The following is a 14,265-nucleotide window of genomic DNA, read 5'->3' on the forward strand; positions in this document are numbered from 1 at the left end:
ATTACTGTCTCCTATCAGCCTTGCAGAAAGGCTTTGCAAGTTTCCAGGCAAGAACTGATGGTGCTGCTGAGCACCTTGACCAGGTTGTCGAACAAGGAGTTGGCATTGCTGTACTTCTGCGTCAGGGTCTGCAGCGTATTCTTTAGGTTTTCTTCCTGCGACTTGAAACCGGACTGCCAAGCCTGGAACTTGGCGTTATCAAGCTCCAGTTTGCCGTCGCCACCCGGCGTGCCCAGCTTGCCCAGCTCGTCTATCATGGTGTTGACCGGTGCCATATCGATGACAACGACGTAGCTGCCGTCTGCCAGCCGCTTGACGCAGGAGCGCGGCAGACCCAGCTCGTCTGCCCATTCCTCGGCTTTTTCCTGTGTGGCACCAGTCACATTGCCGTTGCTGTCCGCTGCCGGAAACAGGATGGCCTCCTTGTTGGGCAAGGAGAACTTGTCCTTCAGCTGCTGCAGCGCGCTCTTCAGCGCGTTAACGTCGAGCTTGACCGTATTGCTACTGCCGCCTGGAGTGATCCAGCCGCCCATCTTGGCCAGGATCTCGCTGAAAGCTTGGTAGAACGCGGTGTACTGGCCAACAACATTCTCGTAGACGCCAAGATAGTCCTTGTTGATGTCGCCGATATACTTGGCGATCATTTCCCACAGCTTCGCATCGCTTTCGAATACCGTCTGGCTCACCGACGACGTCTGCTGACCAGACAAGGGCGCGAGCGCGGTCTGAACATCCTGGCGCTGCTTCGGCGTCAGCGGCACATCGCTAGCAGCCAGGCCGTTAAGCCCGGAGGCAAACTGCTGCGTCGTCAACGCTCGTTCATCGGCATCGCCGGATCGCAAGGCCTGGCGCAAGGCATCAGCCTTGGCCTGAGCGTTTTCCAACGCGCTCTGCTTGGCGCTGGGCGGGATCGGCGCCCGCGCTATGGCGACATCGCTATCTACCGATGGCGCTTTCTGTTGCGCAGAGGGATAAGCCGTCATCAGCGGCGGCGTGAAAGTAGTTTGAATGCTGGTCATGTGGTTCCCCTGGTCACCTGCGCCCGGAGCCATGCGGCAGAAAGCCGCACCGGCCAAGGTGGCGCGATGGCGGAAGCAATGTGGAGGAGGCCCCCGCCAGAAACGGCGGGGGAAGCAGGCGAAGAGACGCCTATGCTGAGCGGGATCAACTGGCCCGGGCGCTAGCAACCGCGCCCGAAGCGGCAGCAGTGTCCTGCATCATGCCCGCCAATGCGCGCTGCATCTCCTGGCGCATGCTGTCCAACTGGCGCTGTTCATCGCGCGACTCGTCGGCCCCCGTGTTCGCCACCCGGTTGTTGGCCTGCAGGATCTGCTGATCGGCGCGCTCCACTGTGGCGGCGTAATCGCCGCCGCCGCGGGTGATGGTGTTGGCCGCCTGAGCAGTCTGTCCCATCGCGCCGCCCTTGGCTTCCCAGCGCCTGCCGCGCAGGTTGTTGGTGTCGAAAGCGTTTTGCTGAGTCGCCAGGTCCGATTCGATGTCCTCGACTGGCCGGTGCAGCGCCCCCATCTGCTGCTGGTCCAGACGCTTGTTGCTGGGCTGCAGTTTCACCGCGTTGTCGGCCACGCCATCCACCGTATCGGTCACGCCGCGCGCGGCGTTGCCTGGCAGGCCGGCGCCTTGCTGCGCCGGGCCCGGCGCAGGTTTCGTCGTGATCTGGGTCACGCCGTCCACCTTGTCCGAGCCCAGCTTGATGCTACCCTGGCTGGCCAGGCTGCTCTTGGCGGCCTTCAGCTCGGTTGTCAGCGTGTCCACCTTGACCTTGTTCTGCTTGAGCGCATCGCCCTGAATCTTGCTGCCCTTGAGCGACATGCCCAGACTGCCGGCGGCCAGCGAGGTGGACACGATGGCGCCTGCGGTGCTGCCGCCCAGCACATTGCCCGCCTCACGGTACATGGAGTCTTTGTTCAGATTGGCCAGCTCGCTGCCCAGGATAGTGTTGCGCTGGCTGTTTTGGCTGGCGGCATAAGCCAAGGCCACCATCAACAGGCAGATAGCGTCGAAAAGCGCACTCGCCGGATGCCCCATGCCCTTGATGCTCGCCAACCCCTCGTCCAAGACCTTCTTGATCGACTCATCCTTCAGGTGGGTTTCCAGACTGTCCTTGGCGGCCTGCTCTTCCACTCCGTTGCTGGTGGGCACCAGACTCAGCAGCAGCGGAGCGATATCGTCAAAATGCTCGCTCGCCTGGCGGACCTTGCTTTGGATGTTCGTCAAATGCTCGCTCGTTGCCCTAGTGGCGGGCATCATGTGCAATAGCAGAGGGACGAGATCGTCGGACTGGGCGCCCACCTTGTTCTTGAGATGCTCCAGAACCTCGGAGGCAAACTTGTTGAACGATTCGTCCTGCAGGGTGTTTTCCAGCCATGCTTTGGCAGCCTGCTTTTCCACTTCGCCGGCGGTGGGCGGCGTCAGCTCGGGCACCGACGTTTCGAAGGCCAGCTTTTGGACTCCAGCTTGCTGCACCACGGTATCGACATTGCCGATATTGATCTGGTCGCCGCGTATCGGCGCCTTGGCCTCCGCCTCCTTGGCCTGGATGTGTGTGTTGACGCGGGCAGAAATATGGCTATTGGTCAGTAACATGAGAAATTCTCCTGAATTTAGGCATGGGTCTGGCGCAGCACGAAACGGCCAGCCTCAGCATTGTTCTGCAAGGCGATAGCCATGCTCTTGTGCAGTTCCTGCGTCATCTTCTGACTTTCGGAGAAGGCTTCCACCGCCTGCTTCAGCCATTGCTGGATCTGCTCGATAGAGGAGCGGGCTAGCGTGAAGTCCGCCATGAGCTCGATCGCATTCTTCAGGAACACGCCCTCCGCCACTTGGCCGCCAGCCTGGGTGGTAGTCTGGGCGAACTGCCCCCCGACAACCACGCGGTTGAGCGCATTGGCTACCATCTCCTTGCTCAGCGCGTCGGTACGCAAGCCAATCTTGCTGCCGGCGTCGCCCAGCGCGTTAGTCAGACGCTGCGTGCCTTGGCTCAGCAGTTTGCCGCCGTTCTTGGCGAACTCCTTTAGCACGTTGGGCACGATCTTCTTGATGGCATCGCCCAGAAGCTTGCTCATGGCGTTGCCCAGCTTGGCAGCCGCTCCCTTGCCGACGACGGCGACCACCACCATCACCGCCACCATGGCGACGGCGGCAAGCACCGCGCCGACGATGGAGCCCACCATGTCCGCGGTCTTCTTGTCGACCCCCATAGCTTCCAGCGCCTTGGAGATGGCTTTGCCGATCAGCTCCATCAAGGGTTTGAGCACGTGCTCCATCAGCGGCTTCAACGCCTCCTGGATGAAGGACACCCCGGTGGTGGCCTTGACGATCTCGTCCGCCACCATCAATGCCACGCCCACCGCGGCCAGCGCTAGGCTGGCGCCGCCGGTGAACGCAGCGGCCACGACGCTGACAATGGTCAGCAGCGCGCCAAGAATCTTGCCAATGCATCCCATGATGCGATTGAGCTCTTCCGCCTTGCGTACTTCTTCCTGGTACTCGGCAGATTTCTTTTCCATTTCCTTCTGGCGGCCTTCCTGCATGGCCTGGAACAGCGCGAGATCGCTCTTGAGACTCTCCTCACTATTCTTATTCACCAGTTCCATGAACATGGCCATCAGCATGGTCAGTTTGGCGGTATTGGACAGGTTATCCTCTTCACCCTTGCTGACCGCCGCATTGCGGGTGCCCAATCCCTGTGCCTGCGTCAGCAGATCGTTGGCGACCTTAGCCTTGTTCGTGGCCAGTTGATGCGCAGCCATGGCCTCCGCGTCTGCCTGGTCTACATTCTGCTGCGCCTGATTCGCCTCCATCTGCGCCTGGTCGCGCGCAGACAGCGCCTGGGCATAGCCAGGATCGCTCGGCGACAAGCCATCTAGCCGGGCCTGCGCCTGTGCCAGTTTCTGCTTGGCCGCGTCCAGCGCTGCCTTGGCGTTGTTCAGGTTGCCCAGCGCTGACCGATAGGCGTCAGTCGCCTGCTCCGCCTCTTCCAGCGCAGCCTGCATTTCCTGCGACAACTGCTCGCCCATAGCCTTCTGCGCGTCCATCATCGCACGCCAAGTGGCTAGGCGACCTTCCAACTGCGACAGCGACACGTCGCCCAATAGAGCAATCAATTGCCCCAGCAACAAGGCCAGCTTGCCCGAGCCGTTCAGTTCTTCCTGTCCCTTGACGGTGGGTGGCGTCAAAGCCGGCGCGGCCAGGTCTCGCTCACTCACTTGCGGCTTGCCATCGGCTTCGCCGGCCTTGGTAGCCAGCACCGCTTTCAGCGCCTTGTCGGCGGCATCGAGAAAATTGCCATCCTTGCGGACGCTTTCGAAAGCCGCTTCGGCAAGCTGAGGGTTTTGCAGATAGCTACTACGGCCGATTGCACTTGCGTCATTCATGCCTGTTCCTCTTCCTGCTGATGGGATGACCCGGCTTCCACTTCCTTCAAGCTCTCCAGATACACCTGGGCCTTGGCGCGAAGCGCCTCGTCGACGCTCTGTTCGCACACCAGTTCGAAACACTGCCTTGCCTTGGCCGCCTTGCGCATGAACAGCTGGCACTGACCGGTGAAAAACACCGGTCGGTAGTCATTCTTGCTCAGGGCAAAAGCCACCGCGTACAGGTCGCTGGCTTTCTGGAACTGCTTCTTAAGCTGGCACACGGCAGCCAGCCCCATGATGTAGTCAGAGTTGTAGAAGTCGTAAATGCAGAGGAAACGGAAAAAGGTTTCCGCCTCGTCGAGTCTTCCCTTGTTGTAAAAATCGTAAGCGTGGGCGTACAGGCCTTCCATCATGTCCTGCGGAATACCATGCACGTCCTTCAGGGTGGCCCCTGAGCTCACGGCATCCCAGACCATCTCTGCCAAACGCTCGTCGCTGACACTGTCTTCGGGTTTCATGGAACATCTCCTTCGTCGCAGTCACCAACCCGGCAGAGCTGGCTGTAGGGCGAAAACCACCCTTGCAGCCATTGAACTCCGGATGGCGGGGTAAAACATTCAGTAATCGCTCATTTATGCGTTGCGGCAGATGGCGCGGCCTCCTCGGCCTGCGGCGGCGCGAGAGGCACCGCTTCCTGCACGCCTGCGTTTTCCACCTGCTCCAGCCACACCAGAAGACGGAGGACGTCATCCACTTCTTCCAGGCTGACGTAGTCGTAGCGTTTATGGGTGGCGTAGATGCGTCGAGCCAGCTTCACATCGGTGATAACCGGGACGCCCATTTTCTCGGCGTGAGCACGAACGGCCAGCGCACGCTGATTGGCCTCGCGTACCGAAATCAGCGGAATGGGCAGCAGCTCTGGCTTGAAATAGATGCCTATAGCAAGGTGCGTCGGGTTGGCGATGATGAGGCGAGAGTTCTCCACGTCAGACTTCACCTGCTCGGACAGGATCTCCAGATGCGCTTCGCGGCGGCGCGACTTGATCTCAGGGTTGCCTTCCTGCTCCTTCATCTCGCGCTTGACCTCTTCCCTGTCCATCTTCATGTCTTTCATGAACAACAGGTACTCGGCGACCGCATCCAGAATCAGCACCACCACGATGCATCCCAGGCAAACCAGCACAAGCGACAACAGCAGCTCCCGCCACACCGCCGCCATGCCCATCGGGCTACCATTGAGTTGTGAAAACAACAAGCCCTTGTGCTGGTACCAGACCACGGTCACCGCTACCGCAAAGCTAGTCAGATAGAGCAGCGCCTTCGCCGCCTCCTTGATCGTGCGCAGGCTGAACAGCTTCTTGAAACCGTTGACCGGGTTGAGTACGGACAGATCGAACTTCAAGGCCTCGCTGGCCAACACGAAACCGCTCTGCAGCAAGGCAGGCAATGACGAGGCCACGATGCACAGCAGCAGGATGGGCAGCAGCAGCTTGAGTCCCAGCCAGAACACAGCCTGCGCATAGCCCTGCATATCCTGCTGAAAACCACCAGTCAGCACCTGGCGGAATGCCCCCATCAACTCAACCAGTGAGCCGAAAGACACCAGATAGGCTACGCCACACAGCGTGAGGCAAGCGACGATCAGATCGCGGCTCTTGAAGGATTGGCCTTTCTTGGCCGCGTCCCGCAGCCGCTTGCGGGTGGGTTGTTCCGTCTTGTTCGCCATCTCAGCGCCCCCCCCCTGTGAGCCAGGCAGGCAAGGCTGATGCGGGGAAGGCCAGTTGCGCCACCTTGTCCGGCAGCACCGGCCCAAAGTAGAACAGCAGCATCAGCAAAGCGATGAGGCTTTTCACCGTCAGCGACACAGAGAATGCGTTCATCTGCGGCGCAAAGCGCGACAGCAGGCCAAGCACCACCTCGGACAGCAGCAAGGCCGCCACCACCGGGCTGGCCAACACTACTGCCTGGCTCACCACTTTGTTGAGCAGGCCCAGCAATGGCGTCAGCTGCGGGGTACACAGTCCGAGCGGATCGCACAGCTGATAGCTTTGCTGGAATACGTCCAGCATCAACCCCACCCCGCCGCCCTGCAGATAAACCACGGCGGCGAACATATTGAATAGATTTGCCATCTCCGAGGTATCCACCCCGTTGGCCGGGTCTATGCTGCTGCTCAGCGTGGCGCCACGCTGGTTATCGATAACGCTGCCCAACGCGTGAAATACCCAGAAAGGCCAAGCCAGAAGACAAGCCAGGATCACACCTATCCCGGCCTCCCGTGCGATCAGCAACAGATAAGGCAGCGTCTGGAACGGCGGCAGCTCGCCCGCGGCGTACGGCCACAGCCCCAGCGCGACCAGCATGGTCACTGCGGTGCGCACCACGCCGTTGAGCACGTTACTGTTCAAAAAAGGCAGCACAAAGAAAACCGGCGCCACTCTGGCAAACCCGAGCGCCGCGGACGCCACCCAGCCGTGAATTTCGAAAAACAACCCAAACTGCATGGTGCGCTAACCTCGGCTCAGCGCAAGCCGCATCACCTCACGGCCAAAACCAAGCAAGGTTTCGCCGTACCAGCCGGATAGCAAGAACAGGCAAAGACTGACGCCGAATAGCTTGATGCCGAATGGCAGAGTCTGTTCCTGCAGCTGCGTCACCGTCTGAAACAGACCAATCAAGAGACCGATGACAGTGGCGACGATGACGGGCCAAGCCGACATCAGCAAAACCAAGTACAGCGCCTTGTTGCCGGCGAATACCAGATCATTCATGACAACTCCCTCGTCGGCATCACTTCGCCAGGTCCAGGTATTGCAACACCAGCCCCTTGGACAGCATGGTCCACCCGTCCAGCGCTACAAACAACACGAGTTTGATGGGTACAGAGATGGTCACCGGACTCATCATCATCATACCCAGCGCCAGCAGAATGCTGGAAATCACCAGATCCACCACTACAAAGGGCAGGTAGAGATAAAAGCCGATCTTGAAAGCGCTCTTGATCTCGCTAAGCGCGTATGCGGGCAGCAACGCAAAGATGGATGGCCGCTCATCGGCAGCGGCCGGCAGGGCAACGTTTTCGCGCTCAGCGCGCTCGGCCTGCGCCTTTTCGAAGAAGCGCACCAGTTCAGGATCAGAGTATTTGCGCAGATAGTCGCGGTAGCCATCCAGTCCGTTGTCAACGAAACCGCTGACAGCAGACACGCTGGTAAAGCTGACCTGCTCCTCTTGGTAATAGCTGTACCCCTGCTGCGCGATGGGCAGCATCACGAACATGGACAACATCAAGGCAATGCCGTTGAGCGTCATGTTGGACGGAACTTGCTGCAAGCCCAGTGCGTTGCGCACCATGACGAACACGATGGAAAACTTGATAAAACAGGTCCCCGAGGCAATCAGGAATGGCAGCAGCGTGGCGAACGCCAGCAGCGCTATCATCGAGATATCATTCGACATCGCCCGTTCCACCCATCCACTCGTTTACCTCCACCCCCAACTGGCCATCCAGCTGCACCAGCTCACCGCGACCGATCAACGCGCCGTTGGCGCGCACCTCCATCTGCCGTTCGGCCTCTACCGGCAGTGGCAACAGCTGCCCCTGACAAAGGGACTGCAGCTCCGCCAGCGTCAGATGGCTGCGATGCAATACGAACTCCAGCCTCACCGGCAGCTGCCCCATGCCCAACATGGGTTCAACCTCATCCTGAATTTCCTGTTGTTCCTGCCATTCCATGGTGATTCCCTCCTCAAGGATTTGATAAAAGCCCAGGGTCTTTTCGTAACAGCGCACCGCTGATGCCGGCTCGCGCACCAAAAGCACATCGCCACACGCCACGCGCTTGAGCAGCTCCAGGCTCACAGAACTGTCACCAACGACAAAGCGTAGCGGCCAGCCAAGGTTGTCCAACGCCGGGGTATCGGCCAACTCTGGTTCGGGAGCACTCTCCAGCCAAAGGGGGCCGCTGGCGCTCATGACCCGCAACAGCGGCCGCTGCGGCAGCGCAGTGCCGGCCACAGGCTCGCCCAGCCAGAGACGCTGGTAGGCCAGTTCAGGAATGGGCAGTTCTAGCGGCTGCTCAACGGCAGCCAGCCATGGCAGCACCTGCGCCTCGATACCTGCGGCGGAGGCCAGCCCGGCCAATTCCGGCGCCACATGCGCCAGCCAGCCACTTGGCTGCATCCAGCCTCGCCAGCGGTGGTCGGCGTCCGCCAAGGGCAACCAGACGCCGTGCCGTGGCGGCGTCTCCAGCGCCACATCCCAGCCCTGGCGACGCCAGACCGCCGCGACAAGTTCGAGCGCGTGCTGAGCCTTATCCATCCGTTTTAACTTCAGCATCCGCTTTCATCCTCTTCATCCTGCCGCGGCTGCTGCTGTCCACGCCCTTCGCCGCCATCCCGCGCCAACTGCCATTGCTGAGGATTTCCCGACTGCCACTGCTCGCCCAAGCGTTGCGCGACCAGCGCATCCGACGGCTGCAGCAGCAAGCTGCCGCTGAGCCCCCCCTGCACGGTTACCGAGTGCTCGTTCCCCCAGCGCCGGAATTGATACGTCAAACCGTTTTGCGTCGCTGGCGCGGCAGTGCCTACCGTTGAGGCCGTAGCTTCGCCCGACATCCTCCTCTGAGCCGCCGCCGGCGCCTGCTTCGCCGCGCGCAGGCGCTCTGCGTGAGACGATGCCTGAGTCAAAGGGATGAGGTCGGGCATGGGTTGAGGAGAGGCAAGCGGAACGGTATGGGGGGACGCGTTCTTTTTCATGCGGGACAGCGCGTCCTTGCTGCGCGCCAAGGCTGGCTCGCCCAGCTCCACGGCCGACTGCCTCACCACCTGGAGGTTTAGGTCCTGCTCGCCCTCCTGGATCGGCCCCTGTCCGGCGACAAAGGGCATCAGCATCCCCACCCGAGCATCCCTCTTCGTCAGCAGGAAATCGCCTAGCGGCTCGCCGCGTTGCTGTTCCCCCTCCGCGAGCACCGGTTTGCCCTGTCTGGCGTCATTCATCGCCAGCGCGACGTCGCCGTGCTTTTGCGCCCTCAGCCCGATGGCCGCGAGCGCCAACTTGCCTGGCCGAGCATCCAGCAACGGCGACTTATCCTTCTTGTCCGGTTCGTTCGCGAGCTCCAGTCTGTCCTGGCGATCCGTCGTGCCTACTTTTATCTCGACCTCTGTCGGGACGGATTCATTACGGCGTCGTAAGGCCAGCGCCTGCGGCTGCTGAGCTTGCCAAGCGAGTTGGTATTTGGCCAGCTCAGGCTCCAGGGCCGGCTCGCGGCTACGCTCGTCTTCGTCACGCGGCCGGTGCTGATCCCGGGCCTTCTCCAGAGCCAGCTCGTCCAGAGAGCTCCCCGGCCCATCCGACAGCGGCGCTGGCGCCCCACTGGGCTGAGCGATAGAGATCATGGCCTCCATTGTGTCCTCTCTTCCTGTTCGGCCTCTTCCTGCCGCAGCTGGAGCAAACGCTCCTGCTTGCGCACCTGGCTAGCCCAACGTTGATACTTGTCTTTCTTGCGCAGCCAGCTATGACGCTCGAACTGGCGTTCATCGCGACGCATGGCCAGCGCCTGGCGCTGCTCGCCCAGCTGCGCCAATTGCAGATTTAAGTTCTGCAACTGACGGCGCAGCACCGCCTGCTTGCGTAGCAGTGCGGACAACTGGCCACGGTCCAGCACGGCGCCTGTCGGCCGCTGCGTTTCCAGCAAATGGCGTAGACCTTGAGCCTGCGCGACCAATGCATCTGCATCGACGCGCAACGCGTCGTCCTCGCGCGCCAACTGCGCCAATTGCACCTCGCAGCGCTGCTGGGATGCGGCGCTGCGCCGCTGCAAACTGTGGATCTTAGCCATTAAGCGCATGCATGCCCCGCAAGGTGTTGTCGAAAGAAGAATGCTCTTGCAACGGCTGGCGCAGCCATTGCCGTAGCGGGTCGCGCATGCGCATCACCCGGTCATTGTCGGGGTTGTCTCCCTGGCGATACTCGCCCAGGTCGACAAAGACTTGCAGCTCATCCAAACGTCCCATCAGCGTGCGCACGCCGCTGGCCAACTGCTGATGCCCCGGGTCCGTGACCTGACCCGCGACGCGACTGGCGCTCTTGAGCACGTCAATGGCCGGGTAATGACCTTGACCCGCCAGCTTGCGGCTCAGATAAATGTGGCCATCCAGAATGGAACGGATCTCATCCGCCATGGGATCCGGCTCGTCGTCGCCTTCGAGCAGAACGGTGTAGAAGGCAGTGATGCTGCCGTTATGCGTAGCGCCGGGACGCTCCAACAGACGCGGCAGACTGTCGAACACGGAGGCCGGGTAACCGCGCCGCGCCGGCGGCTCGCCGGCCGCCAAAGCCACGTCGCGCAACGCGCGGGCGTAACGCGTCATTGAATCGACGAACAGCACCACCTTCTTACCCTGGTCGCGGAAGTATTCGGCCACGGTAGTGGCCAGAAGCGCGGCGTTGCAACGGTCGACCGAGGCGTAGTCCGAGGTGGCGAATACCAGCACACAGCGTTCGCGCTTGGGCGAGGCTCGCAGCGCTTCGACGAACTCAGTCACTTCTCGACCACGCTCTCCAATCAAACCGACGACAAAGACGTCGGCCTCGGTCTGGTCTATCAGCATGTGCATCAGCATGGTCTTGCCGCAGCCCGCCGAAGCGAAAATGCCCACCCGCTGGCCGACACCGCAGGTGAGTAGTCCGTCTATGGCTCGCACACCGGTAATCAGTGGCTCGCGCACCCCCGCGCGGCTCGAATACGGTGGTGGATCGGCGTCCACGCCGCGTTCCTCGCCCCCAACGCCGGACTCGGGACCGAAACGTTCGATGATCTGCCCGGTTGGATCTAGAACTGCGCCAAGCGCAGCCTGGCCGATCCAGGCCGACAGCGTACGCCCGGTTGGCTGCAGCACTGCTTCGCGGGTGAGACCTCGCGGGTTGCCGATCAAGCAGAGTACTGCGCGTTCATGCGTCAGCCCCACCACCTGGGCCCGCGCCACGACTTCGCTCTCCTGCCAATTGCGACGGATCTCGCATAGTTCGCCGATGGCCACCCCAGGTAACGCGGCTTCCAAGATGGGGCCGGAGAGCCGCTGCGGGTATGCTAGGCGGCGCAACAGGCGTGGCGCTTTCATCGCAGCAAAGACCCGCTGAAGCGCTCCAGACCATCAAAGAAGCCATTCAGCGCCTCGGAAAAGCGGCTGCCATCTACCAAATAGTCTGGATGCACCAAGGCCTTGAGTGCAAGCGAGCCGTCCTGCACTGTCAGCTGCAGCTGGCCGCCCCGTGCAAAGCCGCAGCCCTGCATCAGCGCCGCCAGCAACTCACTGCCACGCTGGCTAATCACGGCATCGCTGTAGTCTCCGATGAGTGACCATAGCCACAGCTCGTCGTCCTGGACGCTGATATAGATGCTCGGCAGCTCGTGCAGGTCGAGTGCGATGGTGGAATGGCTGTCCAACTCGCCGACCAGAGAGGGGTCGCAGCCACTCTCCTCCAGTGCTGCGCGAACCAGTTGGGCAATATCCGGGGTATACATGTGCGGAATCCTCTAGGGCTTAAATGGTTTTGAGCACGTTCACCGACACGCTGTCGGCGATCTCGCCGAAAGACACGACCTCCAGCTCGCGGAAGCGGGTTTCGACCAGTTTCTTGATGAAGCGGCGTACGTCGACCGATGTGAGCAGCACCATGTCTTTGTGGGCGATGCTCAAACCATCCAGCCCTACCGCGAACAGGTCCATCAGTTCGTCAGAGGCGGCAGGCTCCAGGTTGAGGAAGGCGCCGCCCGATGTCTGGCGTATGCCCTTGCGCACCATGTCCTCCACTTCAGCAGAGGTCATCACCGCGCGCAGCTCGCCGCCGTGGGCGAACTTGTGGCAGATGTAGCGCGCCAGCGCGCCGCGTACATGCTCCACTAGGTTGATTACGTCCTTCTCGCGCGGAGCCCACAGCGCTAACGCCTCCATGATCAGCTTCATATTGCGTACCGAGATGCGCTCGGCCAGCAGGCGTTGCAGCACCTCGGCGATGCGTTGCACCGTAGCGTGGCGCAACACTTCCTTGAGCAAGTCCGGGTACTTAGCCTCCAGTTGATCCAACATGTGCTTGGTTTCCTGGACACCAAAATATTCGTTTACGTGCCGCGCCAACAATGCGGCGAGACAGTGGTAGAGCTCGTCCAGCGCCGGGCGCAACTGATAGCCTAGCTTGACCAGCTTGTCGCCGTCGGCCGGGCGCACCCAGGCGCACTGACTGCCTCCCTGGGTGCTGAACACTGGCTGCACACCCAGAGCAGTGGCCTCATCTGTGTAGTTGATCACGCGCACAAAATCGAAATGCAGCTCGAACTCGTCGGCGCGGATCTCGTTGATCAGCAACACCACGCGGTTATCGGCCGTACCGTCAGCATCGCGCAGCAGCATGTCTGGTAAGCGCACACCGTAGTCGATGAAGAACTGGCTACGCAGCCGCTCGGCTAATTGCGCTTGCTCCAGCACAGCACGCCGCGCCTTGGGCACCAGCAGGATCAAGGGCACGGTTTCGGCAGCCACCTTGTCCAGGTTGCCGATCAAACCCAGCGAGCTCTCCTTGCCACTCGCCGGCGCGACGCTCCCACTCATGCTGGCCACGCCCGTCTCGCCGGTCTTCCCGCCGCTACTCGCCCCCTGCTTCGCCACGCGGCGCTTGTAATAGAACAAGCCGGCCAGCGCCGCCGCCAGGATGGCGAACACGAACAGCGGAAACCCAGGCAACATGCCCACAGCCAGCGCCAACACCGCAGTCACAATCAGCACAAAAGGATTGCCGAACAACTGGCCCATGATGTTGCGGCCCATATTGTCGCTATCGCCGTTGACTCGGGTGACGATGAAGCCAGCACTAATAGCGATCAGCAACGCCGGAATCTGCGCCACTAAACCATCACCAATAGTAAGCATGGTGTAAGTGGACAAGGCAGTGGACAGATCCATGCCATGCTGCGTCATGCCCACGGAGATACCGCCGATGAAGTTGACGAAGATGATAATGATGCCGGCAATGGCATCGCCCTTGATAAACTTCATCGCGCCATCGAAAGAGCCGTAAAGCTGGCTCTCGCGCTCAAGTACACTGCGGCGTTCGCGCGCGCCATCGGCATCAATGATGCCGGCTTTGAGGTCGGCGTCGATACTCATCTGTTTGCCAGGCATACCATCCAGCGAAAAGCGCGCCGCTACCTCGGCGACCCGCTCAGAGCCCTTGGTAATGACAATGAACTGGACCACGGTAACGATGGAGAACACTACGAAGCCTACAGCCAAGCTGTCGCCGATAACGAACTGACCGAAGGTGGCTATGATCTCGCCAGCATCAGCCTCTATCAGAATCAACCGACTGGTACTGATGGACAGCGCCAGACGAAATAGCGTGGTAATCAGCAGTACCGAGGGAAAGGTGGAAAAGCTGAGAATGCGGTCGATGTAAAAGGACCCCATGAACACCAGTACCGCCAGCACGATGTTGAGACCGATCAGGAAGTCCACCAGATAGGTGGGCAACGGAATGATCAGCATCGCAATGATCATCACCATCAACAACAGGATCAGCAGTTCCGGACGCGTACGAGCGCCGTTGAGCAAGGAATTAAACACTGGGGCATCCCAAATTATTCGGTCAATCCATCATCGAGAGTCATCACGGCTCGGGGCAAGCGATCACTTCTCTCAAACGCCAGAGGCGAGTGTCTAACAGCCGAATGCTGGAATCCTGATGTAAATCTGATTATCCCGGCCCCATCAGCCCAGGCAGGAGAGCCTCGCGCGCAAGCACAGGAAAACATGGGAAACAAGATGACGGCAGACTGCCCAAAAGAGGCGATGGTCTCGCGCCGTCACGACAAAGCCGGCAATGGCGCAGCGATAG

The 14,265-nt window shown here is 60.8% G+C and carries 14 protein-coding genes; all 14 read right to left on the reverse strand.

Translation table 11 applies throughout. The annotated features are described in order from the left end of the window. Positions 1-14: 14 nt before the first annotated feature. The 14 genes from sctA to C2134_RS00680 all read right to left on the reverse strand — a co-directional run bounded on the left by sctA (position 15) and on the right by C2134_RS00680 (position 13,994). Positions 15-1,019 (reverse strand): type III secretion system needle tip protein SctA, encoded by a 1,005-nt coding sequence (sctA, locus tag C2134_RS00615; RefSeq protein WP_158248654.1) that lies wholly within the window; start codon positions 1,017-1,019, stop codon positions 15-17. Between the two features lie 145 nt (positions 1,020-1,164). Continuing rightward, positions 1,165-2,604, reverse strand: coding sequence for an IpaC/SipC family type III secretion system effector (locus tag C2134_RS00620; protein ID WP_103316665.1), 1,440 nt, complete (start codon positions 2,602-2,604; stop codon positions 1,165-1,167). Positions 2,605-2,621: 17 nt separating this feature from the next. Continuing rightward, positions 2,622-4,394 (reverse strand): type III secretion system needle tip complex protein, encoded by a 1,773-nt coding sequence (locus C2134_RS00625; protein ID WP_103316667.1) that lies wholly within the window; start codon positions 4,392-4,394, stop codon positions 2,622-2,624. Next, positions 4,391-4,894 carry a type III secretion system translocator chaperone SicA gene (sicA, locus tag C2134_RS00630; RefSeq protein WP_103316668.1) on the reverse strand — a complete coding sequence of 168 codons (504 nt, stop codon included), beginning with the start codon at positions 4,892-4,894 and terminating at the stop codon, positions 4,391-4,393. Before sicA ends, C2134_RS00625 begins: the two co-directional genes overlap by 4 nt. Positions 4,895-5,004: 110 nt before the next feature. Continuing rightward, positions 5,005-6,102, reverse strand: a complete 1,098-nt coding sequence (locus tag C2134_RS00635) for an EscU/YscU/HrcU family type III secretion system export apparatus switch protein (RefSeq protein ID WP_103316670.1) — start codon at positions 6,100-6,102, stop codon at positions 5,005-5,007. Position 6,103: 1 nt separating this feature from the next. Further along, entirely contained in the window at positions 6,104-6,880 is a 777-nt protein-coding gene (gene sctT, locus C2134_RS00640; protein ID WP_103316672.1) for a type III secretion system export apparatus subunit SctT, read from the reverse strand. A 6-nt stretch (positions 6,881-6,886) separates the two neighbouring features. Next, complete coding sequence (locus C2134_RS00645) at positions 6,887-7,147, reverse strand: EscS/YscS/HrcS family type III secretion system export apparatus protein (protein WP_103316674.1); 261 nt, start codon at positions 7,145-7,147, stop codon at positions 6,887-6,889. A 19-nt stretch (positions 7,148-7,166) separates the two neighbouring features. Next, positions 7,167-7,814 carry an EscR/YscR/HrcR family type III secretion system export apparatus protein gene (locus C2134_RS00650; RefSeq protein WP_304491794.1) on the reverse strand — a complete coding sequence of 216 codons (648 nt, stop codon included), beginning with the start codon at positions 7,812-7,814 and terminating at the stop codon, positions 7,167-7,169. Between the two features lie 7 nt (positions 7,815-7,821). Further along, positions 7,822-8,712 (reverse strand): YscQ/HrcQ family type III secretion apparatus protein, encoded by an 891-nt coding sequence (locus tag C2134_RS00655; RefSeq protein WP_103316678.1) that lies wholly within the window; start codon positions 8,710-8,712, stop codon positions 7,822-7,824. Beyond that, positions 8,706-9,779, reverse strand: coding sequence for a SpaN/EivJ family type III secretion system needle length determinant (locus C2134_RS00660; protein WP_103316680.1), 1,074 nt, complete (start codon positions 9,777-9,779; stop codon positions 8,706-8,708). The genes C2134_RS00655 and C2134_RS00660 overlap by 7 nt, the downstream gene beginning before the upstream one ends. Further along, entirely contained in the window at positions 9,767-10,213 is a 447-nt protein-coding gene (locus tag C2134_RS00665) for a SpaM family type III secretion system protein (protein WP_158248655.1), read from the reverse strand. The genes C2134_RS00660 and C2134_RS00665 overlap by 13 nt, the downstream gene beginning before the upstream one ends. After that, entirely contained in the window at positions 10,206-11,495 is a 1,290-nt protein-coding gene (gene sctN, locus C2134_RS00670; RefSeq protein WP_103316683.1) for a type III secretion system ATPase SctN, read from the reverse strand. Before sctN ends, C2134_RS00665 begins: the two co-directional genes overlap by 8 nt. Continuing rightward, positions 11,492-11,899, reverse strand: a complete 408-nt coding sequence (gene spaK / locus C2134_RS00675; protein ID WP_103316684.1) for an SPI-1 type III secretion system chaperone SpaK — start codon at positions 11,897-11,899, stop codon at positions 11,492-11,494. The genes sctN and spaK overlap by 4 nt, the downstream gene beginning before the upstream one ends. 19 nt (positions 11,900-11,918) lie before the next feature. Beyond that, on the reverse strand, positions 11,919-13,994 hold the full coding sequence (locus tag C2134_RS00680; RefSeq protein ID WP_103316685.1) for an EscV/YscV/HrcV family type III secretion system export apparatus protein: 2,076 nt from the start codon (positions 13,992-13,994) through the stop codon (positions 11,919-11,921). Positions 13,995-14,265: the final 271 nt, after the last annotated feature.

The sequence above is a fragment of the Chromobacterium sinusclupearum genome, assembly GCF_002902845.1.
Lineage (GTDB): Bacteria > Pseudomonadota > Gammaproteobacteria > Burkholderiales > Chromobacteriaceae > Chromobacterium > Chromobacterium sinusclupearum.